The 25908-nt window shown below is 70.8% G+C and carries 21 protein-coding genes and 1 tRNA gene; 15 read left to right on the top strand and 7 right to left on the bottom strand.

The annotated features are described in order from the left end of the window. Positions 1-290: 290 nt before the first annotated feature. Entirely contained in the window at positions 291-1019 is a 729-nt protein-coding gene (locus ACF07B_RS09035; protein ID WP_392178358.1) for an SDR family oxidoreductase, read from the bottom strand. A 460-nt stretch (positions 1020-1479) separates the two neighbouring features. On the opposite strand from ACF07B_RS09035, the gene ACF07B_RS09040 reads away from it, so the two are divergent. From ACF07B_RS09040 to ACF07B_RS09080, 9 genes are read left to right on the top strand one after another with little or no spacing between them, the layout of a single operon-like run. Continuing rightward, on the top strand, positions 1480-2259 hold the full coding sequence (locus tag ACF07B_RS09040; protein WP_392178359.1) for a TauD/TfdA dioxygenase family protein: 780 nt from the start codon (positions 1480-1482) through the stop codon (positions 2257-2259). Between the two features lie 17 nt (positions 2260-2276). Then, on the top strand, positions 2277-3641 hold the full coding sequence (locus tag ACF07B_RS09045) for an asparagine synthase C-terminal domain-containing protein (protein WP_392178360.1): 1365 nt from the start codon (positions 2277-2279) through the stop codon (positions 3639-3641). Positions 3642-3656: 15 nt separating this feature from the next. Next, positions 3657-4439: an enoyl-CoA hydratase/isomerase family protein gene (locus tag ACF07B_RS09050; RefSeq protein WP_392178361.1), complete on the top strand. Its 783-nt coding sequence runs from the start codon at positions 3657-3659 to the stop codon at positions 4437-4439. Beyond that, positions 4436-5890, top strand: coding sequence for a class I adenylate-forming enzyme family protein (locus ACF07B_RS09055; RefSeq protein ID WP_392178362.1), 1455 nt, complete (start codon positions 4436-4438; stop codon positions 5888-5890). The genes ACF07B_RS09050 and ACF07B_RS09055 overlap by 4 nt, the downstream gene beginning before the upstream one ends. Then, positions 5887-8997 (top strand): AMP-binding protein, encoded by a 3111-nt coding sequence (locus ACF07B_RS09060; RefSeq protein WP_392178363.1) that lies wholly within the window; start codon positions 5887-5889, stop codon positions 8995-8997. Before ACF07B_RS09055 ends, ACF07B_RS09060 begins: the two co-directional genes overlap by 4 nt. Next, entirely contained in the window at positions 8990-13069 is a 4080-nt protein-coding gene (locus ACF07B_RS09065) for an AMP-binding protein (protein ID WP_392178364.1), read from the top strand. Before ACF07B_RS09060 ends, ACF07B_RS09065 begins: the two co-directional genes overlap by 8 nt. A gap of 11 nt (positions 13070-13080) precedes the next feature. Continuing rightward, the gene (locus ACF07B_RS09070; protein ID WP_392178365.1) at positions 13081-13326 is read left to right on the top strand and encodes a phosphopantetheine-binding protein; all 246 of its coding nucleotides are present in this window, start codon (positions 13081-13083) and stop codon (positions 13324-13326) included. Beyond that, entirely contained in the window at positions 13323-14447 is a 1125-nt protein-coding gene (locus ACF07B_RS09075) for a hydrolase (protein ID WP_392178366.1), read from the top strand. Before ACF07B_RS09070 ends, ACF07B_RS09075 begins: the two co-directional genes overlap by 4 nt. 56 nt (positions 14448-14503) lie before the next feature. After that, on the top strand, positions 14504-15280 hold the full coding sequence (locus ACF07B_RS09080) for a TauD/TfdA family dioxygenase (RefSeq protein WP_392178367.1): 777 nt from the start codon (positions 14504-14506) through the stop codon (positions 15278-15280). A gap of 94 nt (positions 15281-15374) precedes the next feature. Here the strand turns inward: ACF07B_RS09080 and ACF07B_RS09085 are convergent, their stop codons facing one another. Beyond that, entirely contained in the window at positions 15375-17303 is a 1929-nt protein-coding gene (locus ACF07B_RS09085) for a lamin tail domain-containing protein (RefSeq protein WP_392178368.1), read from the bottom strand. A 253-nt stretch (positions 17304-17556) separates the two neighbouring features. Here ACF07B_RS09085 and ACF07B_RS09090 point away from each other — a divergent pair, with 253 nt between their 5' ends. After that, complete coding sequence (locus tag ACF07B_RS09090) at positions 17557-18087, top strand: GNAT family N-acetyltransferase (protein WP_392178369.1); 531 nt, start codon at positions 17557-17559, stop codon at positions 18085-18087. 82 nt (positions 18088-18169) lie between these two features. Here ACF07B_RS09090 and ACF07B_RS09095 read toward each other — a convergent pair whose 3' ends face one another. Further along, the gene (locus tag ACF07B_RS09095) at positions 18170-19531 is read right to left on the bottom strand and encodes a histidine-type phosphatase (protein ID WP_392178370.1); all 1362 of its coding nucleotides are present in this window, start codon (positions 19529-19531) and stop codon (positions 18170-18172) included. 361 nt (positions 19532-19892) lie between these two features. Between ACF07B_RS09095 and ACF07B_RS09100 the strand changes: the two genes are divergently transcribed. The 5 genes from ACF07B_RS09100 (at position 19893) to ACF07B_RS09120 (ending at position 23471) form a co-directional block, all read left to right on the top strand. Further along, complete coding sequence (locus tag ACF07B_RS09100) at positions 19893-21098, top strand: lactonase family protein (protein WP_392178371.1); 1206 nt, start codon at positions 19893-19895, stop codon at positions 21096-21098. 241 nt (positions 21099-21339) lie between these two features. Continuing rightward, complete coding sequence (locus ACF07B_RS09105; RefSeq protein ID WP_392178372.1) at positions 21340-22014, top strand: hypothetical protein; 675 nt, start codon at positions 21340-21342, stop codon at positions 22012-22014. A 447-nt stretch (positions 22015-22461) separates the two neighbouring features. Beyond that, a tRNA-Met gene (locus ACF07B_RS09110) sits at positions 22462-22535 on the top strand. Positions 22536-22614: 79 nt separating this feature from the next. Continuing rightward, positions 22615-22812, top strand: a complete 198-nt coding sequence (locus ACF07B_RS09115) for a hypothetical protein (RefSeq protein ID WP_392178373.1) — start codon at positions 22615-22617, stop codon at positions 22810-22812. Between the two features lie 293 nt (positions 22813-23105). Next, complete coding sequence (locus ACF07B_RS09120) at positions 23106-23471, top strand: signal peptidase I (RefSeq protein WP_392178374.1); 366 nt, start codon at positions 23106-23108, stop codon at positions 23469-23471. Between the two features lie 83 nt (positions 23472-23554). On the opposite strand, the gene ACF07B_RS09125 is transcribed toward ACF07B_RS09120, so the two are convergent. The 4 genes from ACF07B_RS09125 to ACF07B_RS09140 all read right to left on the bottom strand — a co-directional run bounded on the left by ACF07B_RS09125 (position 23555) and on the right by ACF07B_RS09140 (position 25688). Further along, entirely contained in the window at positions 23555-23962 is a 408-nt protein-coding gene (locus ACF07B_RS09125) for a DUF3224 domain-containing protein (RefSeq protein ID WP_392178375.1), read from the bottom strand. 206 nt (positions 23963-24168) lie between these two features. Beyond that, complete coding sequence (locus ACF07B_RS09130) at positions 24169-24837, bottom strand: dihydrofolate reductase family protein (RefSeq protein WP_392178376.1); 669 nt, start codon at positions 24835-24837, stop codon at positions 24169-24171. After that, complete coding sequence (locus ACF07B_RS09135; protein WP_392178377.1) at positions 24837-25343, bottom strand: SRPBCC family protein; 507 nt, start codon at positions 25341-25343, stop codon at positions 24837-24839. Before ACF07B_RS09135 ends, ACF07B_RS09130 begins: the two co-directional genes overlap by 1 nt. 3 nt (positions 25344-25346) lie before the next feature. Next, positions 25347-25688, bottom strand: a complete 342-nt coding sequence (locus tag ACF07B_RS09140) for a metalloregulator ArsR/SmtB family transcription factor (RefSeq protein WP_326783178.1) — start codon at positions 25686-25688, stop codon at positions 25347-25349. Between the last annotated feature and the right edge of the window lie 220 nt (positions 25689-25908).

Genomic DNA, 25908 nt, shown 5'->3' on the forward strand with positions numbered 1-25908 from the left:
CCCGCCCCGCCCCTCCGATCCCGTCCCGGCGTGGCCCACGGCGGCGGGGGGGGGGCGCCGGTCCCGGGGGGCGCCGCGGGGGGGGGGGAGCCGGCCGGGGGGGGCGTTGCGGGCCCCCGCGCCGTACTCCCAGGCCCGTGCATCACGCAGATCACCAGCTGGGGCGTCGTCTATTACGCCTTCCCCGTGCTCAACCCGGCCATCACCGCCGACACCGGCCGGCCGCTGGCCCACGGGCCCCGTCAGCACCGTATGCGAGGTGTCCGCCGGGGCTGGAGGGCGCGAGCGGTTCAGGAGAGCCAGTCGACGTAGCGGGTCGGGGCGAGGTGGGCGTCCTTGTCGGTGAGGACGTCACCCTTGACGACGCCGAACATGCCGGCGGTGGGGTCGGTGACAACGGTGCGGCCGTCGCCCTTGTGGGTGAGGGTGATCCGGCCCAGCTCGTCCAGGGAGAAGACCTCGGGTCCGGCGATGTTGCGAATGCCCCCCAGCGGGGCGCCCGCGGAGACTTCCGCCACCGCGTCGGCCACGTCCTTGGCGGCGATCGGCTGGATCGGCGTGGCGGGCAGCCGGACGGTGTCGCCGTCGGCGGTCCAGGACAGGACAGCGTCCATGAATTCCATGAACTGCGTCGCGCGGACGATCGAGTAGGGGACCGGCCCGGCCGCGAGGATGTCCTCCTGGAGCAGCTTGGCCCGGTAGTAGTCCAGCTCCGGCACCTGGTCCACGCCGACGATCGAGAGAATGACGAAGTGGCCGACGCCGCCCTTCTGGGCCGCGGCCAGAAGGTTGTCCATCGAGGTCTGGAAGAAGGCCGGGGAGGCTTCGTCGAAGGTCGGGGAGTTCGTCAGGTTGACGATGACGTCGGCCCCCGCCACGGCCTCGCCCAGTCCCTGGCCGCTGATGACGTCGATTCCGGTGGACTGCGCGTGCGGCACCGCCTCGTGCCCGGCGGCGTTCAGGTTCTTGACGACCTGCGACCCGATCAGCCCGGTACCGCCGATGACCGCGAACTTCATGACATGCCTTTCGCCGGAAGGTGTATCCAAAATATGGCACAAACTCCTCTATGTGGATGTTTGACGTGAGGCCAGGGTTCGCACATCCAGCCGGCGAACTCAGCAGCACCTCCTGTTGGCCGTTGTGAGCGCTGGAGGAGTGCTGGAGCACCCGTCCAAGACGCCTCCACCTCCAACTCCCCCGACGCCACCTGCGTGTACGTTCCCGATCGGGGCCCACCCGGGAACGGCCCCCGTACCTGCCCCGGAGCCGTCGAGCGGTCGCCGGGGAAGCCGGCCGGTCACCTTCCGAAGGCGTCGTGCTGCACGCGTTTGGAGGGTGCCCGGATTTCCGGTGGGACGTGCGGACGCCACCGGCCCCGCCCGGCCACGCAAACCGGATCACTGTCTGGGCAGCAAAGACGCCAACCGAGTCGGTGCGACCGCGCATGGCGACGCACCAGATCGCTCTGGGGTGGAAATGATCAAGTCGTTCGACATGCAGGACATCGCCCGGCGTGCGGCCTGTCCCCCCGGACAGCATCACCGGTTCCGCGAGAAACTCGACGAGCACGGCTTCGTCGTTCTGGAGCCGGGCACAGGCGGTGGCGCCGATCTGGACCTCGATCTGGACGCCGTCATGTCGCAGCTGGGCGAACCGGTCGCGTACGGCTTCGGCACGAAACTCGACCTCCAGCCGCACCAGGGCTCCGAGAACCTGCAGTTCTCCACCCACGCGATGCCGCTGCACACGGACGGTCTCTTCAACGCCGGACCAGCCGTCAGGTACATCGGCATGCGGTGCGTGGCGGCGCCCCGGGCCGGCGGCCAGACACTGATCGCGAGCAACGCCGCGTTCTTCGCGCACGCGCCGGCCGATCTCCTCGACGTCCTGCGCGGTGTCACCATCGAGTACCACAACCGGATCCCCGGCTACTACCGCGACCGCCCCGAGGGCGGGCACCCCCAGGTGGCCCCCGTCCAGGACGATCCCGTCACCGGCAGGACGCGGCTGGTCATCGGCCTCACCGACCCCGACGACCCGATGCGCACGCATGACGCCACGGTCGTGGGCCTCGGCGCCAAGGAGAGCACCGCGCTGCTCGGCCGGATCAAGGCGGTGCTGCACCAGCCACACGTGCTCTACGCCCACACCTGGCAGCCCGGGCAGGTGATCGTCCAGGACAACCGCCAGGTCGTCCACGGCCGGGCCGCCTTCCCCGGCCAGCCGCGCAAACTCGTGCGCCTGTCCGTCGCGTGAAGAGGGGGAAGAACTCGATGAACGGCTATCCCACACTCCTGCTGGAGGTACGCCCCCAGGGCAGCGGCCTCGCCGTGCACCGGCTCGACGGCGCCGGCCAGGACTCCACCACCGAGGGACTGGTGGTGGAGGAGTTCGGCGGCGCCCTGCCGCCGCACTCCGGCGGCCTCGACGACCGCAACACGATCGCGTGCACCGCGGGCCGCGTGACCATCCGCACCAGCCGGCAGAACCTCACCCCTGTGCGCTACTGGCGCCGGCCCGGCACGGGCCGCGTCCTGATCGGGACCGACCTCGCCTCCCTCACCGCCCGGGCGGTCGAGCACTCGGGCGTGCGGCCCGACCGGGTGGCGCAGATCCGCGCCGTCCGCGCCGCGATCCGCACGATCGGCGGCGGCCGCACCGTCGTCTTCTCCCGCGACGCGAACGGCGACTCGACAGATGTCACCGAGACCGTGTCGAACACCTGGAAGGCCTCCCCTCTGATCGGCGAGAAGGCCGCCGAGGCGGGTGCACGGCAGATCGAGGTGCTGCGGCAGCAGATCGCCGCCTGCGGCACACCACGGCCCCTGACCGTGGTCGTCTCCGGCGGAGTCGACTCCGGGCTCGTCGCCGCGCTGGCCCAGCGTGCCGGCATCCTCGACCACCTCGCCACCCTGGGCACCCCGTGGGGCGACGAGTACGCCACGGCCGACGAACTCGGCACCCACCTGGGCATGCCGGTCCGCCATGTCGAACTCAGCGAGCGGGACATCCTCCGGGCGATCCCGGAAACCGTCCGGATGCTCGGCGTCCCGACCCACGAGATGGTCGCCGCGGGAGTCAACCTCGTCGCGGTCTACCGCAAGCGCCAGATCCCCGCCGGCACGATCTTGACCGGCATCGGCGCCGATTACATCAACTCCGGGCTCCGCACCGAAACCGGCACCGCCCCCGACCTTCAGGACGCCGTCATCCAGTGCCTGAACGACGCGGCCGCGGGCGGCGAGTGGAGCGGTGCGGGCGCCGCGGCCCACGGCTACACCCTGCGCCACATGTACTGGAACACCCCCGTCATCCAGGCCGCCCTGGACACGGCTCCCGAGGTCATGCGCCACCGCGACCGGGAAAAGGGACACATCCGGGCCGCGGCCGAAGCGCTCCTGCCACCCCACATCGCGTGGCGGCCCAAGCAGGCCATGCACCACGGCAGCGGCGTCCTGCGCCACCTCCACGGCGCCGTCGACCGTCTGATCGGCCTGGACGGCGTCGACGTGGAGCACTTCTACGAACTCATCGCCACCGAACAGGCCAACGCGCTGATCGAGCGACCGCACGAGCCGGTCGACTCCGACACCTGCCTGGAAGCGGCGGTGGCCGCCTATATCCGTGAGCACCACTGAGAACAGGGGAACGCCGTGGCACTGATCCACATCGAGGACATCAGGGGAACCCGGATCCTGACCCTGAACCACGACAAGCCGACCAACCCGTTCGGCAAGAAGATGGCCGAAGCCTTCACCACCGCCCTGCGCGCGGCGGACCGCGACGACACGGTGAACGCGATCGTCGTCCACGGCGGACGCGACCGCAGCTTCAGCGCCGGCGGGGACTTCAACGAGGTCATGCTGCTGGCGACGGACGAGTCGGTCGACGACCTCATCGACTGGATCACCGAGCTCTACCTGACAGTCCTGGACACCGGCAAACCCACCGTCGCCGCGATCGACCGGCACGCCATCGGCCTGGGATTCCAGCTCGCCATGATGTTCGACTGGAAAATCATGTCCACCCGGGCGAGCCTGGCGATGCCCGAACTGGAACACGGCATCGGCGCCTCCATGGGCGCCGCGATCCTGTCCACCATCAGCAGCTACGACATCGCCCGCCACGCCCTGATGTCCTGTCGCCCGATCGGTCCCGACACCGCCCTGCGCTGGGGTATGGCCGACGAAGCCTGCGAGCCGGAGTTCCTCCTCGAACGGGCGATCCAGCAGGCCCGGCGGATGGCGCGCTACCCCCACACCGCCTTCTCCGCCACCAAACACGTACTCACCGACCGGCTGCGGGCGAGTCTGGAACAGACCCGCGAGGACTCCAAGGCCGTGCACCGCAGGACGTTCGCGGCCAAGGCGATGCACCACCACTTCACCAACATCCTCACCAAGAACACCAAAGCCGCCGTCGGCGTCCCCTCATGACGCTGTATCAACAGCTGCGCGGCATCGCCACGCAGCGCCCCGACGCGACAGCCGTCGTGTCCTACGACGACACCACCGTCTCCTACGGCCACCTCCTGGAGACCACCGACGCCATCGCCGACCGCCTCCGGGCCCACCCGCCCGGTACTGCCATCGGCCTGGCCCTGGACGAACCCACGACCTTCCTCGCCACCTACTTCGCCGCCGCCGAACTGCGGTTGGTCATCGTGCTCCTGGACAGCAGGGACACGCCCGAGCGGACGGCGCGCCTCGCGGCCCGGTTCGACCTGGACCTGGTGCTGCGCGACGGCCCCGACGGCGTCGGCTCCCTCGTCCCCGAACCGACCGGGCAAGGCACCCGTAGCCCTCTCGGAAGGGCCGCACGCACGTCCCACGCGTATCTGCCCACGGACTTCGTCGTGCACTGCACCTCCGGGTCCACCGGTGAGCCCAAAGGCATCGTCATGACCCAGGCAGCCGTCGTGGAGCGGGTGAACACCTGGACGGACGCGACCGGCCTGGGACCCTCGGACGTCGTCCTGTGCCCGCTGCCGCTCTGGCACGGCCACGGAATCGACGTACTGGCCCTGCCGGCCCTGCTCAGCGGCGCGAAGCTCGTCCTCACCCGCGGCGCGCACCTCACGGGCCGCGGGCTGGCCCGCGCCGTCGCCGACCACGCGGTCACCTTCGTCAGCGGCCTCCCGGTGATGTACCAGATGCTCGTCGCGGCCGACGGCGTCGACCCCGCGCTGCTGGGGTCCCTGCGGTTCGCCCTCACCGGAAGCGCCCCCATCGCGGCCCACACCCAGACGCGCTTCCGCGAACGATTCGGCCTCCCCCTGCGCCAGGGTTATGGACTGGGCGAGATCGGCGTCATCTCCTACGACGCCGACAACGCGGGACCGGGCACGATCGGCCTGCCGCTCCCGGGGATCGAATGGCGGCTGCGGCCGGTCGGCGCGACCGACGGTGAGGACCGGCTCTGCGAACTGTGGGTGCGCGGACCCGCCCTGGCCCGCGGCTACCACCGGGACCCGGCCGCACAGTCGGCGATGTTCGTGGACGGCTGGCTGCGCACCCACGATCTCCTCGTCGCCCGCCCCCAGGGCTGGTCCGTCCGCGGGCGGATGTCCACGTTCATCAACGTCACGGGCAACAAGGTGGCGCCGGCGGAGGTCGAGACGGCGCTGCGCGGGTGCGACGGCGTCATCGACTGCGGGGTCGTCGGGATGCCCGACGGACACGGCGGCGAACAGATCGCCGCGCTGGTCATGACGGAGCCGGGATGCGATCCGCGGACGGTCCGCCGAAGGGCCGCCACACGTCTGCTCCCCCACCAACTGCCCCAGACCTGGCGGTTCGCGGCCGCGCTGCCGCGCACCCCGGTCGGCAAGACCGACTACGAGGCCCTCAAGCGCATCGTCGGAGACGAGGAAGCACGCACGCCATGACTCCCGCAACAGCCCTCGGCCCCAGCTCTCCGCTCGCCGGGACAGAGCGATCGGCGCGCACCGCCGTGCGGTGGTGCGGCCGGTCGATGACGTACGCACAGCTCGAAGCCTCGGTCACCGCCCTGGCCGCCCGGCTCGCCACGGCCGGTGTCGCACGGGCGAGTGTCCTGGTCATGGGCCCCCTCTCCCCCGCGTACGTCGTCGGGCTGCTGGCCGTGTGGCGTGCCGGGGCGGTGCCCGTACCGGTGGACGCCGGACTGAGCTCCGAGCAGTACGCCTGGCTCGAAGAGCGCGTCGGCCCGGCCGCGGTGATCAGTCACGACGTCACCCCGGCCGACCAGTACCGCGGGGCGACCCCGGGCGTGAGCGAGTTCGTCGTCGACTCCGCCACGGGCGCGATCCTCCTCGCATCCGTCCCGCACACCGCGCGGCGGGCGCCGAGGTTCCTGGAGGCGGACGCCGGCTATGTGATCCCCACGTCCGGCTCCACCGGGGAGCCCAAGGCGGTCGTCGGCAGCCGGCGCGGCCTGGACCTCTTCCTTCGCTGGTTCCGCGAGGAGTTCGAGCTCACAGCGGCGGACCGGTGCGCCGCCGTCACCCGGGTCAACTTCGACCCCTCGCTGCGGGAACTGCTCGGCGTGCTCGGCGCGGGAGGTGTGCTGTCGCTGCCGCCCGCCGACGCCCAGCTCGACCTGCCGGCGCTGGCCGACCACCTGGCCGACAGCGACCCGACGACCGTGTTCCTCGTCCCGTCCATCGCTACCCGGCTGGCCGAGGAACCCCGCCTGACGGCGACCGGACTGCCCGGGCTGCGGCTGATCTTCTTCGCCGGGGAGGTCCTGGGCCACCGGGTGGCCGAGCAGTGGACCGCCCTCGCGCCCGGTGCCGAGATCGTCAACCTGTACGGGCAGACCGAGGCGACGCTCGCCCAGCTGTACCGGCGTGACGTCCAGCGCCTCGACCGCGTCGGCGCGCGGCCGATCCCGGTCGGATTGCCGCGTACGGGAGTTGAGGTGGGCCTGCGCGATCTGGACGACACCGGAGTCGGGGAGGTGCTCATCACCTCGCGGGCACCGGCGCTGGGCATCCTGGATACCGCTGCCGGTGACCGGCACCGGACGTCCGCGTTCCCCGTCCCCCTGCCCACCGGCGATCTGGGGCGCCGGAGAGACGACGGCGCTCTGGTGATCGTCGGCCGGAGCGGCAACGACCTCAAGTTCGGCGGCCGGCGGGTCTACTTCCAGCCGCTGGTCGATGCCATCGAGGCCTTGCCCGACGTACGCCAGTGCGTGGTCCTGGACCACGGCGGCCCGCAGCTCTTCGTGGCCACCGCACCCGGCACAACGGTGGACGAGGAGCCGCTGCGGACCGTGATCCACGGCCTGGGCCGCGGTCGGCGGCTGCCGCGGTTCGCCCTGCATCTGCGGAACGGCCTGCCGATGCTGCGCAGCGGGAAAGTCGACCGGCGGGCCCTGCTCGCGTCCCTGGACCGGCTTGCCACCGCACCCACCGACGATCCCACCCCCGCCGCCGGGCACGACGTCGAGCGGTATCTGCGCGTCCTGTTGGACGTCGACGACGACACCTCCAGCCTGGTCGACGCCGGCATCACGTCGCTGGAGATGCTCGCGGCGCTGGCGCGGGTCCACCGCGTCCACGGGGTGCGGCTGACCGTCGCGGAGGCCTTCGCCCTGCGCGACATACCGCTGCTGGCCCGCGAGATCGACCACAGACGCCGCCCGGCGCGCACCGAGGGCACCGAGGGCACCGAGGGCACCGAGAACATTGACGCTGCCGGGACAGCCGGGATCTCTGGTCGGCTCGTGCCGACGGCGCCGGACCGCTCTCCACCGCCGGATCGCTGTCCGCTCTCGTCACGTCAGCTGGCGTACCTGTGGATCTGCATGTCGGACGGCAACGCCGACTGGTGCAACATCTCCCGCGAGATCCCCCTTTCCCGGCGGCTGTCCGAGACGGCGCTCACCGAAGCACTGCGGTCCCTGCTCGAACGGCACGACGTGCTGGGGCTGGCGCTCACCGCCGACTGGCGGGAACAGACCTGGACCGACCCGGCGCGGTTGTCCTGCGCGGTCAAGGTCGTGGACATCGACGCCGAACCGGACTCGGCGGCCTTCCGCGACAGCGTGCAGGCCGCGCGCACCGCCCTGGTGTCCGAACTGATCGACCCCGAAGCCGCGCCCCCGATCCGGGCCGCGCTCGTGCGGGGCACCACCAGTAGTTCCGTCCTGCTGGTGGCACACCACCTGTTCGTGGACGGGCTGGGCCTGGACGCGCTGGCCGGCGAACTGCGCACCGTGCTGTCCGGGCGGGCCCTGGACCCCGTCATGGGCCAGGACCACGGCGGCTACCGGGCGTTCTGCCGCGCGACGGCGAGGAAGCGGGAACCGGGTCCGGCGGCCGCGTACTGGCGAGGTCTGCTGGAGGGTGCCACCCAGGTCGAACTGCCCGAGGCCACCACACCCGACGGCGCCCAGGGCGAACTGGTCTCGCTGCCCCTGGGCACCGTCTGCACCCGTCAGGTCCACGCGCTGGCCCAGGAGTGGGGCGTCTCCGCGTTCACCGTCGTCCTGGCGGCCTTCGAGCAGGCCGTCGCCGCGGCCTTCGCCCTGGAGCGGCCGCCCGTCATCGTGATGAGCCAGAACCGCGGCGAGAGCGACGCCGGGGTCGTCGGCAACTTCACCACCAGCCTGATCGTCCGCGGACCGGGCGCACCGTCGCTGCGGGAGACCGCGGCCGCCATGGCGCGCCAGCTGGCCGACGGTACGACGCACGGCGACTGGGAGTTCGACCAGCGGATCGCCGACCTGCGGCTGCCCGCCACAAGTCGCTTCCCGCTGTCCACGGTCCTGTTCAACCAGCGGCCGATGGCACGCAGCCTGCGCGCCCGCGACCTCGGCGCGTGGAGCCCGCGGTCTCTGGGCCGTGCGCTGCGCTACCAACTCCAGGGAGAGCTTCAGATGTCCGGGCCCGAGATGGTCATGACCTACTACTACCGCAAGGGGATCCGCGGCACCGACGTGATCGACAGCGTGCACCGCGCGCTGCTGTCGGCGATCCGCGCGGGCCGGGAGGCGACCCATGGCTGACCACGTCGACACGGTCACCGCGCCGGCCCCTCACACGCCCCGCACGCCGGATGCCGTGCCCGCCCCGCACACGCCGGATGCCGTGCTCGGACCGCTCCAGCGCGCCTACCTGGTCGGCGACCAGGAGGGCCTCGAACTGCGCGGTCCCGCCCGGTACTACGTCGCCTGCGAGCTCCCGGTGCCGGCCGTGGACGGGGTCCAGCGGCGGCTGGACCGCCTGGTCCGGCAGAACCCGATCCTGCGTACCCGCATCGAGGACGGCCTGACCCCTGCGCCGGTCCACGGAGAGGCGGTCGTCCCGGTCACCGTGCTGGAGGCCACCGAGGACGGCTTCGACGCCCTCGACAGCGGGGTGCGCGAGGAGTTCAGCTCGGACGGCCTCACCTTCGAGGCATGGCCTCAGCTGCGGCTCACCGTGGTGCGCTCGGCACGACGGGCGCGGCTCCATCTCGTCTACACCCTGTGGCTCATGGACGCCGCCTCCCTCGCCCGGTTCCTGGAAGGCCTGGTCCACGACACCGACACCGGGACCGCCATCGGGACCGAGACCGGCACCGGCACCGGCACCGGCAGCGACAGCGACAGCGACAGCGACAGCGACAGCGCGACGGTGGACCGCGGGGCGGCCTCGCGGGCCGGACGGCGCCGGGAGCGCGACGAACGGTACTGGCGTGCGGTGGCGCCGGCCCTGCCCGAGACCGTCCAAGCGCCGCTGCGGCCCGACTGGCGGCACGCGGGCCGGGCCGTGACGCACCGGATGCTCCATCTCGGCCACGCCACCACGGAGGCGATCACACGGCAGGCCAACCGGCACGGCCTGACCCTGCCGATGGTCTTCCTCACCGTGTACGGGACCCTCCTGGGCTCCGTCGGCGGCGGCCGCCCGCACACCCTCACCCTCGTCCTCTCCCCGCAGGACCCGCCGGCCGGCACCCGGGGGCTCGGCAACCGCGGTATCGCCATGCCGGTGGCGATACCGGCGGCCGAGGGACGCGATGTCGTCTCGCTCGCGCGGGAGGTGCAGGGCCGCGTCCTCGAACAGTCGCTGCACCAGTCGCTCAGCGGCCCCGAGATCGCCCGCCTGGCCGACCCGGCCGGCGGCCCCCGCCGGCTGCCGTATCCCTTCGCGTTCACCGCTACCGAGGTCGACACACCGCGCGAGGCGGCGCTCGGCCTGCGGCGGGACTGGGACACCGTGCACCTGCGCGTGCCGCAGGTCCTGCTGGACCACCAGGTGGTCGTGGACGGCGACGGCACCATCCGGCTGGGCTTCGACGGACGGACCGACGCGTTCGACGACGGCTTCCTGGACGCCTTCGTCGAGCAGTACGCCCACGCCGTCGACCGGCTCGCGGCCGACGGCGCCGACTGGACCGGAGCGGCCCGGCGCACACGCTCCGCCCCCTGCCACGACCGCCCCGCGCCCCCCGGCGGAGCGACGCTGCAGCAGCGGGTCCTGGAGACCGTGGAGCGAACCCCCCACGCACACGCGGTCCGCGACGGCGAGGGGACACTGACCTACGAGGCTCTCGCCGACGCCGCCGCCGAGCTCGCGCGGCGCCTGGTGAGCGCGGGCGCCGAGACCGGCGACCATGTCGCGATCCATCTGCCGCGCGGCCGCGGCCAGGTCGTGGCGATCCTCGGCACGCTGCTCGCCGGTTGCGTGTACGTCCCGCTCGACTGGGGCCTGCCGCGAGGGCGGCTCGACCGGATCACCGACCAGGCCGGGCTGCGCTTCGCGGTGACCGCGCACGAGCACGACGTCGCCGAGGCGTGGCACCGACGCGGGGTACGGACGCTCGCCGTACCGGCGACGGCCCCCGCGGTGGGGTCGCCCGCCATCCCGACGACGGTGCCCGGTGTACGGACCCCCACCGCACCCACGGCAGTCCCCCGGACGGGGACTCCCGCCGCAATGACGACGGCGCCCGGAGCACAGGCTCCCACCGCGCCGACGACGGTGCCCGGAGCGCAGGCTTCCGCCGCGCCGGCGACGGCGTCTGGGGTACGGCGGCTGCCGGAGCGTGAGGCGGCCGATATCGCCTATGTCATCTTCACCTCCGGCTCGACGGGCGAGCCCAAGGGTGTGGTGATCCGCCACGACGCGGTGCTCAACACCCTCGACGCGGTCAACGACCTGCTGCGGCTCGGGCCGTCGGACAGCGTGCTGTCGGTGTCCTCGCTCGGCTTCGACCTGTCGGTGTACGACATCTTCGGCCCGCTCCTCGTCGGCGCCACCGTGGTCGTACCGTCCGAGGACGACGCGCGCACCCCGTCCGCCTGGACGAGGATCGTCACGGAGCACGCGGTGACGGTCTGGAACTCCGCACCGGCCCTGGCCGCCCTGCTGGCGGAGGAGGGCGGCGTCCTCGCGTCGGTCCGTTCCTACCTGCTCAGCGGGGACTGGATCCCGCTGCACCTGCCCGCCGCACTGGAACAACGGTCGGCCGGGGCGCAGGTGTTGAGCCTGGGCGGTGCGACCGAGGGCTCGATCTGGTCGATCCACCACCAGGTCACTCCCGCCGACCGCACCTGCCGGTCCATCCCGTACGGAAAGCCGCTGGCGGGCCAGGACATCCTGGTGCTGGACGCCCAGGGAGCCGTGTGCGCCGACTGGCACATCGGCGAGATCCACATCGCGGGCCGCGGAGTCGCCGACGGATACCTCAACGACCCGCGGCGGACCGCGAAGGCGTTCTACGACCACCCGGAACACGGCTGGGTCTACCGCACCGGCGACCGCGGCCGCCGCGGCCCGGACGGCGTCGTCGAGATACTCGGCCGCATCGACACCCAGGTCAAGGTCAACGGCTACCGGGTCGAACTGGGCGAGATCGAAGCACTGTTGGACGCCATGCCGCACGTGCGCCGCAGCGCCGCGTGCGTCCCCGAGGACGGTGGCGGTGTCCTGGCCTGCGTCACCCTGTCCGCCGACGCCCCCGCCGACTGGCGCGCGCGCAGCTTCGCCCTGCTGCGCGAGGAACTGCCCGCCTACATGGTCCCGTACGCGCTCGTCGACCTCGACGAGCTACCGCTGACGGCCAACGGCAAGGTCGACCACCGCCGACTGCGGACGACGGCGACACCGCCCGCGGCTCCGGCTCCCGTCGCCTCTCGGCCCAAGGACGGACCGCACGCCCAGGAGGTGAGGGCCTGCTGGAGCGAACTGATGGGCAGAGAACCGGGAGGGGAAGGGTTCTTCGACTCCGGCGGCAGCTCCCTCGACGCGATCCGGCTGCTGTCGATGCTGCGCAGCCGGTTCGGCTATGCCGTACCGTTCGGGCGTTTCCTGGCCGACCCCACGGTGAAGGGCCTGGCGCAGCTGTGCGGAGCCGGACGCGGACCGGCGAACGAGGCGGTGTGGAGTTTCTCCCCCCGTCCGGTGACCCGTCCGCGCGGCCGGGTCGTCTTCTTCCCGCCCGTCGGCGGGGGCGTCGCCTGCTACGCCGGCCTGATCCGCACCCTGCCGGCCGACCTCGACATCCACGTCCTCGGTTTCGACCGCCCCTGCGACACGGTGGGGGCCGCGGCCCCGACACTGGCCGCCCTGACGGACCTGTGCCTGCGGCACCTCAAGGGGCAGATCGGCGACCCGGACGTGCCGTGCGTCGTTCTCGGCTGGTCCTTCGGCGGCGCGCTCGCCGCCGAGGCCACGCGGGCCGCGCCGTACCCCATCACCAAGGCCGTCCTCCTCGACACTCCCGTGTCGGCGGCGGCACGCCACTGCGAGGACGTCGAGCCGCGGACGGTGGCCGCGTTCACCGACGACATCCGGCGGGCCGGCAACGTGACGGTCTCGGCGGAGGCCGTACGCACCGACGCGGTACTGCGCCAGAGGTTCGCGGTCTACCGGCAGAACCTGCTCCTCCTGCGCGACTGGCAGCCGGGCCCCGTACCGGTTCCGCTCGTCCAGTTCCGGGCCGGTGAACAGCCGGCCGAACCGGACCCCGGTGCCTGGCGGGCCTGGGCGCCCGGCCTGCGCACCCGCACGCTGACCGGCGGGCACTTCGACGTGTTCCGGGCGGAGAACCTGCGACACATCCAGGACGAGATCGAGAGCGGGTTGCGGTGAACGAATCAACGGTGCTCGGCACGATTGTCGACCAGCTGCGGCAACAGGGCTACGACATCGGTCCCGACGCGTACGACGCCGACCTCATCGGTGCCGGTCTGAACTCGGTGAACATGATCCGGCTGCTGTCGGGCCTGGAGGAGGAGTTCGACATCGATCTCCCCGTCGCCCGGCTCTTCAGCGAGCCGGTGACCGTCGTCCGCCTCACCACACAGATCGTCTCCCAGCAGGCGGTCCGGGAGGTGACGCGGCCGTGAAGGCGACAGGATCGTCCTCCCCGCTCGTCGAACAAGCGGACAGGATCGCCGAGTTGGCGGGACAGCGGGCCGAGAAGGCCGAAGCCGCCCGCACTCCGGACCCGGAGGTCATCGACGCGCTCGTCGCCGCCGGCGCCGCACGTCACTTCGTGCCCACCTCGTTCGGCGGCTACGGCGGGACGTTCACGCAACTGAAGCGGGCGGCCGTCACCATCGGCGCGCGCTGCCCGGCGACCGCCTGGTGCGCGGTCGTGGCCGCGCTGATGACCCGCACCGCACACCACCTGCCCCCCGAGGGACAGCAGCGGGTGTGGGCCGGCGGGCCGGACACGCTGATCGCCGGAGGCGTGACCCCCAACGGCACCGTCACCGCGCTGGAAGGCGGCTGGTCGCTCTCGGGATCCTGGCCCGCTGTCTCCTTCGCGGAACGGGCTCAATGGATCCTCCTGGCCGCCACCCCGCGGGGAACGGACGGCGGCGGCCGGCGCATCTGTCTCGTGCCCGCCACCCAGGTCCGTGTCGACCGCACCTGGGACACCGTCGGCATGCAGGCGACCGGCAGCCACACGGTGTCCGTCCAGCAGGCCTTCGTCCCGGACACGATGACCTTCCCCGCCACACTGCTGACCGAGCCGGCCGGCCCGGACGGCCGTACCGTCCCCCTGCCGGCCGTGAACACCTTCCTGTTCTGCCTGCCGATGCTCGGCGCCGCGCACGGCGCACTGCGCCTCTGGAGACAGCTGACCGCAGCGCGACTGCGCAGGCACCCCCGCGCCTACGACCCGGTACTCGCCCACTACGGGGACGTGTTCGCCCGCGGCTCCAGCGAGATCGACGCCGCCGAACTGCTCCTCGACCGCATCGCCCACCACATCGACACCGCACCCGCGCTCACCCCCACGGACGTGGCACGCAACCAACGCGACTGCGCCTTCGCCGCGGAACTGCTGCTCCGCGCCGTCGACCGCCTCATGCCGGCTTCCGGCACCAGCGGACACAGCACCGGCTCGGACCTGCAGCGGCTGTGGCGCGACCTCCACACCGCGGGCTCCCACGCGACGCTCCAGTTCGGCCCCGCCGCCGCCCAGTACACGCAGGCGGAACTCACCCACGCCCGCTGACCCGGCCCGCACCGCACCCGGCGCGCCGCCACCGACCAGCAGAAGAGACACCCACCATGGATTCCACCACCGACACCGACGCCGACATGCGGCGGTCGGCCGCCGACGCCCGCTGCCCCCGTACGGCCCGCGCACCGTACCTGGAGAAACTCCAGCGCCACGGCTTCGTCGTCCTGGAACCCCAGGGCCCGGACCCGGTGCCCCTGGAGGACGTCATGGCTCCCCTCGGCGGGCCGACGCCGTACAGCTTCGGAACACAGCTCATCCAGGAACAGCGGCCCGGCACCGACAACTCGCAGTTCCGCACCGGCGCCATACCGATGCACACCGACGCCCTCCTGAACGCCAACCCGGTCAGCTACATCGGCCTGGAGTGCCTCCAGGCCCCCGACGAGGGCGGCGAGACGCTGGTCGCCGGCAGCCGCGCCTTCTTCGCGACGGCCCCCACGGCCCTGGTGGACACGCTGCGCGGCATCGAGATCGAGTACTGGTCCCGGGTCTCGGGCTTCTACGTGGAACGCCCGGACGGCAACCCGGTGGTGGCGCCGGTACAGGTCGACCCGGTCACGGGCGGGGACGCGCTGTGGATCGGTCTCGACCACCCCGCCGACCCGCACCGTAACTACGGCGCTGCCGTGATCGGCTACACCGGGCAACAGAACCGCGACCTCTTCGCCGCCCTCGACCGGGCACTGAACATCCCCGAGGTGACGTACGCGCACCGGTGGCGGCCCGGTCAGATCCTGATCATGGACAACCGGCGCGTCCTCCACGCACGCACCGCCTACTCCCCCGAATCACCCCGCAGGCTACGCCGCATCTCCGTCACCTGACTCACCACAGCGTCGCCGCGCTCCACACGGGCAGGCGCCCTGCCCCTACCCGGAGACGGCCCGGTGGGTGGGCCGCCTCCGGTGGTCGGCAGGATCAGCAGGGGAAGGTGCCGCTGTAGAGGGCGTGTCCGTAGGAGGAGCTTCCGGAGCCGAAGCCGTAGACGCCGTCGTCGCTCCAGACCGCCTCGCGGAAGCCGCTGACGCAGGTCGACGTCGGGGCGATCGCGAAGCCCTCCAGGTTGTCGGCCGGCATGACGGCCGGGTTCCCGTAGGTCACGTCGGGCACGATCGCGCCGGAGGCGTTGACCTTCATGAAGGTGTGGGTCTCACCGCAGGTGTTGTCGCAGGTCGCGACGAGGCGCTGGGTGCCGGCGTCGAAGGTCACGTCCATCACGGAGGCCTTGCCGGTCGCGATCGTGCCGAACGTGGTGAACGTGCCGTCGGAGTTCAGACCGTAGACGTGCAGCGAGCCGTCCCACTCCAAGCCGGCGAAGAACAGGCCCGACTCGTGCAGCGGGTAGTTCGCCGGGTTGTAGGCGGCGCCGGTGAGCGGGTTGACCCAGCCGCTCGCGGTCAGCCAGCTGTCCGGCACGTACCCGACGCCCTCGAAGCCGAGGTTGGCATCGTCCTTGTCACCGGTGTCGAGCTGCGGGAACTGCGAGGTCATGTCCCACTGGTGGACCGGCGTGAGCGTCGATCCGGTCGCGGCCGGGTCGAACTCCAGGATCGTGTCCTTGGGCTTCGTGTTGTCGCTGTTGTCACGCTCGGAGGTCACATAGACGTGGCCGTTGCCGCCGACCGTCAGGCCCTCGGAGTCCGGCTCGCCGGAGCCGCCCGCGAAGCGGATCTGCTTGCCGGTCGCACTCCAGGTCGCGTCCGGGATCCACTTGCCATTGCTCTTGACCAGCTTGTACAGCCAGTTCTTGTTCTTGGCGGCCCACAGCACCGACGGGTTCGCCGGGTCGAACGCCAGGCCGCTCAGGTCCCGGCCTTCCGGTCCGGTGGACGTGGTGAACGCGCAGACGTTGTCCGCGATCGTGACGTCCAGCCCGCCCGGCCACGCCAGGGTGCCCGTCGGGGTGGAACCCGTGCCGGAGGGTGCCTCGGGCGTACAGCCGCTGGTGAGCGAGCCGCCACCGCCCAGCAACTGGCCGGTCTGACCGCCGCCGGTGCCACCGCCGGTGCTGCCCGTGCAGGAGTTCGCGCTGCCGAGGGTCGCGGTCGTGGCGGTCTGGAACCAGCCGGTGCCATTGGCGCAGCGCTCGTCCGACGGCTTGGCGGCGCCGGCCGTCCAGGTCACCGAGTCGATGGTGTTGCCGCTGCTGTCGACGAGGACGACCGAGTCGTTGTCGCCCAGGCCGATGGTGGAGTTGAACGTGACGTAGCCGCCCGGGGGGATGCTGCTCGCGCTCGGCGAGGAGGACGAGAGCGTCACCGCGGAGTGGGAGGTGTCGGCGTCGACGTACTTCCACGATCCGACGCTGACCGCGCTCGTTCCGCCGTTGTACAGCTCCACGGTGTCCGAGCCGTCCGAGGTGACCTCGTTGATCCGCACCCGGCTCGCCGCCGGGACCGACGTCGGGCAGCCCGAGGCGTTCGCGGCACCGAACGAGAACGCCGTGGTCGCGGTCACCCACGCCCCGGTGCCGTCGCCGCCGCAACGCGCCATCGCGGGCTTCGCCTTGTCGGTCGCCCAGTCGACGCGGTCCACGACCGTGCCGCCGGACGTGTAGATCACCAGCTTGTCCGCATCGCCCAGCCCCTTGGGCGAGTTGAAGGTGACGAAGCCGCCGGCCGGGATCGTGGTGGAAGACGGGCTGAACGACTGCGGCGAGAAGCTGTCATCGGACATCTTCCAGCCGCTGACGCTCACCGAGGCCGAGCCGGAGTTGTACAGCTCCACCGTGTCGTTGTTCGATGAGGTGACTTCGTTGATCCGGACGTTCTGATAGCCGGCCGGGTCCGCGGCGGCCGCGGGTTGGGCGGCCAGCATCCCGGTGACGAGCAGTCCTGAAAGCGTCAAGGCCAAGGCGCACGCAGAGGCGACGCCGGCACGCGATTGTGAGGTAGGCACGAGGGGGAACTCTGGTGAGAGGATCTTGAAACGGCGTGTACTCCAGCTGAACACCACTTGCTGGAAACCGGAACGTCAGACATTCAGGGCCGCTGGGCGACACGGAACCCGCCGGGAAGACCTCGTCACAAGATCGCCCGGAGCCGGACGGCCTCGGACTGGACGAGGGCTCCCCCCGCGCGCCGCCGCGTACCCTGTGACCATGCCAAACCATGATCATGTTCGACTGCGCCCTGTCACGGAGAGGGACCTCGACCAGCTCGAACGTCTCCATGAAGACCCCGAAGAAGCCGGAGACCACGGCTTTTTCGGGTACCGGAACCCGGGACAGCTCCGGCGCCGGTTCGCTGACGGTTTCCTGTCCGCTCAGGACGGCCGGCTGGTGATCGCCGGAGATGACGACCGGTTCGTCGGCGAGGTGCAGTGGCACGAAGTGCTCCAGGGACCAGCGTCCCCGTGCTGGAACATCGGCGTGTCCCTGCTCACCGCCGAGCGCGGCAAGGGCTACGGCAAGCAGGCTCAACGCCGGCTCGCCGCCTACCTGTTCGACCACACCAAGGTCAACAGGATCGAGGCAAGCACCGAACTGGAGAACATCGCCGAGCAGCGGGCTCTGGAGGGAGCGGGCTTCACCCGCGAAGGCGTCCTGCGCGGCGCCTGTTTCCGCGCCGGAACATGGCGCGACATGGTCATGTACTCAGTGTTGCGCACCGACATCACACCCGAGCCCTGACCCGCTGCCAGAACGGCCCCTGGACCGCAGGAACAGGAGGCGCCGGAGACCCCGGCCTCCGACGCCGTGCTCACAGGTTCCGTCAGGAGGCAGGGTTCGCGCGCCCGAAGCAGCGTTCCAGTTCGTCGAGGTCGTAGAACGTGCTGCCCTTCGACACCGGACGGCACCCCGCCTTGAACGTGGTCTCCTTCTCGTTGTAGAGCATGCGGACCAGGTAGGTACCGCCCTTGCGGAAGACGTCCCACTGGATGTTCGCGCCGAGCGGCGCCACGGACGCGCCCCGCCAGGGGTTGTCGGCGTAGGTGTACGGCTCCCTCGGGGTGGCCGGTTCGGTGCTACCCGGCAGGCCCATCAGGGCCGCCAGCGGGATGATCTCCTCGGCGTGGGTGAAGCGGAGTTCGGCGCCGAGCGCGCTGGTTCCCGCGCGCTTGGTCTCCACCTGGCGGAAGAAGTCGTCGAGCAGGACGTCGGCCATCTTGTACGTGATGTCGCTGCCGGCGAATCCGGGGCCCTTCTCATAGAAGTCCTCGGTGTCGCCCAGGTATCCGAACCAGGCGGCGTCGTCCCGGGATATGTACCGCCGCATGGCCCAGCCCCTGCCGCCGGGGCTTTCGTCGCTCATGGCGGGAGCGATGGCGTACAGGTTGTAGACGGCCTGGGCGGCGTCGACGTCGCTGCCGATGGCGGCGAACTCGCCGTCGGTGACGCGCCGTACGAAGTCGGCGGTGAAGATCTCCCGCAGGACGGTCCGTGCGGCGCGGTGGGTGGCGGGCTGGTCGGTGATGCTCTTGAGGGTCGTCGCGAGCCTCTGGTCGTTCGCGACGTAGTCCCGGTAGGCGGCTCCGCCCGCGGCCTTGTGGAAGTAGAGCAGGTCCTTGTCCGTGCGGGTGGGGCCGATCAACGGGGCCAGGTCCGGGTCGGCGGCGGCGAGCGCGGCACCGTACAGGTTGCCGCTGTCGACGGCGCGGCCCTGCCCGGAGCTGACCACGTCGATGCCCTCGGAGTCGGCGGCGATCCGGTCGAAGAGTCCGGGCAGCCGCCGCTCCGCGCGGAGGGCGGTCTCCTGGATCTCGCGCTTGCCGCGTCCGCTGAGGTTGCCGTACCCGACCTTCGCCATGGCGTCGAGAAGAGCGCGCACCGTGGGACCGAACTCACGCCCCTTCCGCGTGAGTTCACCCTCGCTCTCGGCCTTGTCCCACAGGGCGAGGATCAGGTCGCCGTCCTCGCTGTCGGTCGCCGAGCGCGCCCCGTGGCGGGAGACGTTCTCGGTGAAGACCGGGAGGAAGCCGCGGGGCGCCCGCTGATAGGTGCGGGCGTCCTGGCGCGCCTCGTACACGGCCTTGGTGCCGTAGCTGTCGGTGGTCCGCTCGCCGGCCTGGGCGGGGACGGAACTCGCCAGGAGCGCGCAGAGCCCCAGGGCGAGAGCGGGGGTGACTCGGTTCATGGACGGGCCGTTTCATCGGAAGGTCTCGGAGGTGATCGATCTTCTGTATGGTCGACGGCCGACATGAACACGGAGTGGCCCAGGAGTGGCTGGTCAGGACGGCCGGCCCGCCCTCGACGGGACACGGCTCCGCATGGTCCGCTCCACGGCGAGCGGGTCGCCGTCGTACGACGCCCCCCGAAACGCCGGCAGCGCTGCGTAGGTGTCGGCACCGCTCGGCACAGCAGCGAGGGCACTCAAATCTGCTGCCGCACGCGCTGGTTGACCTATTACGAGATTCTGACGCGACACCCGTCCGCCTTCGCCGACCTGGCCTCGGGAGTCACTGTGTTCGCACATCCCCCGGACGTGAGGAGCCACAGTGAGCAGGCACATCAGGCGCAGGTCGAGGCTCCAGAAGCAGACGGCTCTGTTCGGCGGTGGCACGGTGGCCGTCGCGGCGGTGATCGCTACGTTCAATGTCGCCTCGGCCGGTCAGGTCTCCCCCGCACCCCGCACGACGTCGAAGGCCGACCACGCCGTGTTCGTGCAGGGCAACGAACTGGCCGGGAACACGATCCATGTCTTTCGCCGAGGCGACGACGGCAAGCTCACCGCCGCTCACACGTACAGCACAGGCGGCAAAGGCGGGGACCAGGTCGACGCGCCGACCGATTCGCTGGCCTCTCAGGGGTCCCTGGTCTACGACCGACGCTCCGGGCGGCTACTGGCGGTCAACGCGGGCAGCGGCACGTTGACGTCCTTCGCCGTGCACGGACAGAAGCTGACCGACCGCCAGATCGTGTCGACGGGAGGCGACTTCCCAGCCGGCGTGGCCGTCTCGGGCGGCCTGGCCTACGTCATGAACGCCGGCGGCGCAGGAAGCATCCAGGGCTTCAGGATCACTCCAGAGGGTCTGAAGCCGCTCAGCGACTCGCAGCGCACCCTGGGCCTGGAGAACGAAGAGGTGCCGCTCTTCAGCAGCTCGCCCGGGCAGGTCGCCATCACCCCGGACGGCAGGAACCTGGTCGTCACCACCAAGTCGGCCAACACCCTTGAGGTCTTCCCCCTGGGCCATGACGGCCGCCCGGCCCCAGAACCGGTGGTCAACAAATCGGCGGGCAAGGTGCCGTTCGCCATCGCCTTCGGCACCCACGGGCGCATGCTGGTCGCCGAGGCCGCCCAGTCCACTGTCAGCACCTACAAGGTGCGGCACAACGGCGAGCTGAAGGCCGTCCAGAAACCACTGCCCAACGGGCAGGACACGTTGTGCTGGCTCGAACGCGCCGGTGACTTCTTCTACGGCGCGAACACCGGAAACTCCACCGTGACCGGATACCGGATGACCCCGGGCGGCAAGCTGAAGCTGACCAACGAGGCGGGCATCACGGCCGCCCCCTCAGGGAAGTCCCAGGGCGTCATCGACATAGCCGTCGCCGCCGACCGCTTCGTCTATGTCCAGAACGCCACCTCAGGGACCGTCGACGGATTCCGTATCGGGCACAACGGCGCCCTCACCAAGGTCACGACGATCACCGGACTGCCCTCCTTCGCCGAGTCCGGTATGGAGGGCATCACCGCGGTGTAGAGAAGCGGCCAGCGCGGCAGCGTGTCCCGGGCAACGGACACCCGGGGCACGCAGGCATCTCGTCAGCGGGGCGCCGACCCCGTCGAGCGTCGGCCGCACCCGTCCAGGTCGGCGGCGCTCGAAGCCGTCGCCCGGCCAGGCACGGCAGCGTGCGGCGAAGGCGACGCGGCCGAGGCATTGGTCATTGGTCCAGGTGGTCGAGGCGGGTTTGTCCTCTGCGGCCGTGCGGGATGCATCGGCCGTGTTCTCGTTGCCTGTGCCCCAGCGGTGGGAGTCCCTGCGCGGGCGGTTCTCCGCCGACGGCTATGTCGCCCTGCCCGGGCTCATCAGCCCTTCCGGGCTCGCCGAGCTCGGAGGGGAAGCACGGAGGTTGGAGGCCGACGCGGTGCGGCGGGACTTCCGCATGCCGGACATGGCGGACACCCCCCGGCACATGACCACGCTCGGCGGACACCAGATCGCCCGCGCTTCACCGATGATCACCCGTCTCTACGCGGACCGGGATCTGCTGCGGCTGCTGTCCTCGCTCCTTGGCCGGGCGGTCGTCCCTGTGCACGACCCTGTCGAACGGCACGTCCTGAACGTCCTGCACCGCCCCGGGGACACCCACGGCACGCACACCGACGACTACCCGCTCGCCCTGGTCCTCTTCCTGGAGGCGCCGCCGCACCAGACGGACGGCGGGCTGCTGGAGTTCCACCCCGGCCGTGGCGCCCTCGACGCCCTCGACGCGCCCGGCGCCCGCCGCGTGCATCACCGACCGGCCGACGGCTACCTCCTGCGCAGCGACGTCACCGCCCACCGCGTCACCCCCCTCGAGCGTCCAGGGCTGCGCCGTACCGTCCTCAACTTCGCGTACACCACACCCGGCCGCCAGGGGGCGACCACCTCGTCCGCCGCCCTCCTCTACGACTGAGACGCCATCCGGTCAGGGGGCGCGGCCCAGGAGGAGCCGAGCGGGTGCGGCAGGCAGGGGGCTCTGGGCGGTTCTCACACGTCGGTCTGGGACCGTTGGTCCGGGTGCGGAGGGAACAAGCGGTTCTCCAAGGCATCCAGCCCGAACAGCATGAGCACGAGCACTACTGGTAGGAGCAGAGCGATCAGGACCATGGCGCCTCCCGGTGGAGCGGTGATCACGGGAATGCGGTGGCACAGTGACTCCTGGCCAGACTGGTCCGAACCGGGGAACGGCGCTCGCTCGACGCGGGAGCACGTAGGCCGTTCGGGTGGCATTTGCCGTATTTCCGGGACGCTCAGGTCTCGGCACACCACTCGCGTACCCGGTCTGCAGCCCGTCTCGGGGCAGCTCAGGGCAGAGCGTGTACGCCCGGCTCCCATCGATGCCGTAGGGTGAGCTTATCGACGCGGGGTGGAGCAGCTCGGTAGCTCGCTGGGCTCATAACCCAGAGGTCGCAGGTTCAAATCCTGTCCCCGCTACGAAAAGACCGGCCCCTTGTGAACGGCGTAACGCCACGCACAAGGGGCCGAAGTCGTATGCCACCGCTGCGTGAGCCGGGTGCGGCCCATTCCAGACAGCGGAGGTGGGGCTCCCCACCGCCCCGTCCTGTCGATCTGGGACGGCACCGACATGATCTACTACGGCAGCGACCTGGCCGATTACATCGACCACGAGTTCAACGAAGATCACGAACCAGACTGGGAGAACTGGAACCCGAAGGCGACCGTCCCCTTCTGGAAGGACTTCCTGAAGTAGTCGGGCCTCCAACCAGCAGATCTCAAACACGTTCTGGCCTTGTGCTTCAAGGTCGGACCGGGCCAATAGCGAGCTGAACGGCGGGCTCGACGACAGCGGCATCGCCAACCTCTGGTCATGCATCGCCGACCTCGAAAAGGTCGTTCCCCTGATCAACTCGGCTTACTGCGCCTCCTACTTCGCGAGACTCCGGACGATTGCCAAGCTCGCAGCAACGCGCTACATCCCCACCGCGACCTGACCCGTGGCCATGGCGAACCGGCACGATGTCGGTGGCTGCTACCTTCCGAGCCATGACCGACAGCGTGTATGTGGGCAATGCGGGCAAGGACGCGGCACTGGACCGGGGGTGGCTGCTGGGGCACTTCAAGGACGCCTCAGATCCTCGGCACAGCGAGGACGTGGAGATCAAATGGGGCATCCACCCGCAGGGCGATGAGCGGGCCTCGTGGGTGACGGGCGAAGAGCGCACCGCCCTTCTGGTCCTCATCAGCGGGCGCTTCCGGGTGGAACTGCCCGGACGCAGCGTCCTCTTGGCCGAGCAGGGGGACTACGTCGTGTGGGGCCGGGGCGTCGACCACTCCTGGTTCGCGGAGGAAGAGTCCGTGGTTCTGACCGTCCGATGGCCCTCACTCCCCGGCTACAAGGCGACCGACTAGGACGATTCCGCCGCTCGTCACGACCTCCACGACACCGTCGCCGTCGCCTCGGTCCGGCATCGGCTCCGTTCGTGACGCGCGGCCTAGTGACCGAGCTCGTAGTCGAACCAGATCCGGTGGGTGCCGTCCGCGTCGACGGCGATGCCGCCGGTCCCCGTGATCCCGGCCAGCGCGCCCGTTCCACTGGCCGGCACGACGACGAAGAACTCGCTCTCCCTCCCTTCCCCCAGGGTCGTCGCGGAGTGCGCGAAATTGAAAGCGCCGGCCTGCCCGTGGAGCGACCCCTCGAAGGACTCCATGGCGACATACGTTCCCACCCCGCTGGACTGGTCGAACGCGGCGGTGAACAACGTGGCGGAGCGCCCGGCGATCTCGCCTTCGTACTGCTTCTCCATCGTGGCGACACCGACGGGCAACGCCGTCTCGACAGCGGGACTCGGCACCGGTGCCGGGGTGAAGTCGGCAACTTTGAACGTTCCTGAAGCTCGCATCCCCAAAGCGTATGCCGCACCACTGACATCGCCACTGAGCTGTCCGCCCGTGATCCGCCCCCTGCACCAGGCGCGAACGGGATGGTGCCGGCGGGGGCGCGGAGCGGCAGGGCTCGCCCCGCGCGAGCTGACCGTTCCTACCGGGCGGAGGGTCGCGCGGCCGCCGCCATAGCTCGTCGGGGCAACGGTCAGCAGCGGTGGCGCGGCTACCGTGGGCGCACGGCGTAAGTCAGGTGTGTCACCCGCGACGACGGCTCCGAACGGACCGGCTCCAGCGCGACCTTGGACGCGTCCACGCCGTCGAACAGTCGGGTGCCGGCGCCGAAAAGCACCGGTGACAGCGCGATCGAGAACTCGTCGACCAGCCCGGCGTTCAGGTACTCCAGGATCGTGGCGCCGCCGCCGGCGATACGGACGTCGCGGTCGCCTGAGGCCGCACGGGCCTGATCGAGGGCGTGCTCGATGCCGTCGTCGACGAAGTGGAACGTGGTGCCTCCGGGCCGCTCCCACGGGTCACGCCTGGTGTGGGTCACGACGAAGACCGGGGTGTGGAACGGCGCCTCCTCCGGCCATGACAGCTCGCCGAGGTCGAACATCCGCTTGCCCATGACGCTCACGCCGGTGCGCTCGAACGTCTCCCTCGCGATGTCGTTGTCGCGGCCCTCCTCGCCGCCCTCGCCGAACTTCAGGTTCTCCCGGAAGAACCGCAGCGGGAAGACCCACTGCTGCAGTTCCGTCCACTGCGCCATCCAGCGCTTCACGTCCGGGTCGTCCTGCTTGTCGGGCGAGAAGAGCTCGTCCTCGACGGGCACGGGCTCGGGCGCGATGAAGCCGTCCAGCGACATCGACACACTGAAGAACACCTTCCCGGACATCAGCCCTCGACCTCCTTCCGCGCGAGGTCGGTGACGTAGGCCGCCAGGTTGCTCAGGGTCTGCCGGCCGCCCTCGATCGCGTGGTACTTCTCGACCGCCTCGTCGCGCAGTTCCTTGGTGGGGAACACCGTGTGCATCACGATCCGCGTCGCCGCACCGTCCGGCGTGAAGGTCAGGACCGACGCGAAGGCGTTCGGGTCGTCGCGGGTCTCGCCGTGCAGCAGCGCGATCCGCTCCGGCGGGGCGATCCGCAGCCAGCGGATCCACTCGGAGTAGTCGGTCCCGTCCGGCCCGTGCAGCACGAAGTCCCACTCCCCGCCCTCGCGGAACTCGAAGGACCGCGTGGTGGTGGTGAACCCCTCCGGACCCCACCATCGCGACAGGTGCCGGATCTCCGTGAACGCCTCGAACACCAGCTCCCGCGGGGCGTCGATGACCCGGGAGATGACGATCTCCCTGTCGGCCGTCATCGTCTCCAACCGCGCGTCTTGCCTTGCCTCTGCCATCGGTCAGTCCTCCTGCCGTGTCTGCTTGAGGTCCTGCACATAGGTGTCGAGCCGGTCGAAACTCTCGTTCCAGAATCGCTCGAATCCGCCGACCCACTCGTGGACCGGCCGCAACCCGCGGGCGTCCAGGCCGTAGAGGCGCTGCTTGCCGACCCCGCGGACCCGCACCAGCCCCACCTCCCGGAGCACCCGCAGGTGCTTGGACGCTCCCGGCTGACTCATCCCCAGCTCTTGGGCCAACTCGGTCACCGGCCGCTCACCCGCCCGCAGCAGCGCCAGGATGTCCCGGCGCTGCGGCTCGGCGATCGCGTTGAACGCGTCGGACGTCGTCGCTGCTCGTGCCATGAGAGCCATCATATTCCCATATCGGAATACATCAAGCCTGTCCCCTGTCCGTACGTCCCGGAAGGCACAGATGCTCGGTGACGGCGCCCTCCGTTCGGCCCGTCGGCCAACGCCACCGAGTCCAGGGCGAAGAACGTGACCATGAGTCGGTGGCCGGTCGCGGCGACACCACCCGGCGTGCGGCCCGACGGCCGTGCCCAGGCCGCCCGGAGAGTGCCGC

The sequence above is a fragment of the Streptomyces sp. NPDC015532 genome, from assembly GCF_043078065.1.
Lineage (GTDB): Bacteria > Actinomycetota > Actinomycetes > Streptomycetales > Streptomycetaceae > Streptomyces.

Bases quoted from the DNA above. Each gene is read 5' to 3' on its own strand.
- ACF07B_RS09035 (WP_392178358.1), bottom strand. From the start codon at position 1,019: ATGAAGTTCGCGGTCATCGGCGGTACCGGGCTGATCGGGTCGCAGGTC.
- ACF07B_RS09040 (WP_392178359.1), top strand. From the start codon at position 1,480: ATGATCAAGTCGTTCGACATGCAGGACATCGCCCGGCGTGCGGCCTGT.
- ACF07B_RS09045 (WP_392178360.1), top strand. From the start codon at position 2,277: ATGAACGGCTATCCCACACTCCTGCTGGAGGTACGCCCCCAGGGCAGC.
- ACF07B_RS09055 (WP_392178362.1), top strand. From the start codon at position 4,436: ATGACGCTGTATCAACAGCTGCGCGGCATCGCCACGCAGCGCCCCGAC.
- ACF07B_RS09060 (WP_392178363.1), top strand. From the start codon at position 5,887: ATGACTCCCGCAACAGCCCTCGGCCCCAGCTCTCCGCTCGCCGGGACA.
- ACF07B_RS09065 (WP_392178364.1), top strand. From the start codon at position 8,990: ATGGCTGACCACGTCGACACGGTCACCGCGCCGGCCCCTCACACGCCC.
- ACF07B_RS09080 (WP_392178367.1), top strand. From the start codon at position 14,504: ATGGATTCCACCACCGACACCGACGCCGACATGCGGCGGTCGGCCGCC.
- ACF07B_RS09090 (WP_392178369.1), top strand. From the start codon at position 17,557: ATGCCAAACCATGATCATGTTCGACTGCGCCCTGTCACGGAGAGGGAC.
- ACF07B_RS09095 (WP_392178370.1), bottom strand. From the start codon at position 19,531: ATGAACCGAGTCACCCCCGCTCTCGCCCTGGGGCTCTGCGCGCTCCTG.
- ACF07B_RS09120 (WP_392178374.1), top strand. From the start codon at position 23,106: ATGACCGACAGCGTGTATGTGGGCAATGCGGGCAAGGACGCGGCACTG.
- ACF07B_RS09125 (WP_392178375.1), bottom strand. From the start codon at position 23,962: ATGCGAGCTTCAGGAACGTTCAAAGTTGCCGACTTCACCCCGGCACCG.
- ACF07B_RS09130 (WP_392178376.1), bottom strand. From the start codon at position 24,837: ATGTCCGGGAAGGTGTTCTTCAGTGTGTCGATGTCGCTGGACGGCTTC.
- ACF07B_RS09135 (WP_392178377.1), bottom strand. From the start codon at position 25,343: ATGGCAGAGGCAAGGCAAGACGCGCGGTTGGAGACGATGACGGCCGAC.
- ACF07B_RS09140 (WP_326783178.1), bottom strand. From the start codon at position 25,688: ATGGCACGAGCAGCGACGACGTCCGACGCGTTCAACGCGATCGCCGAG.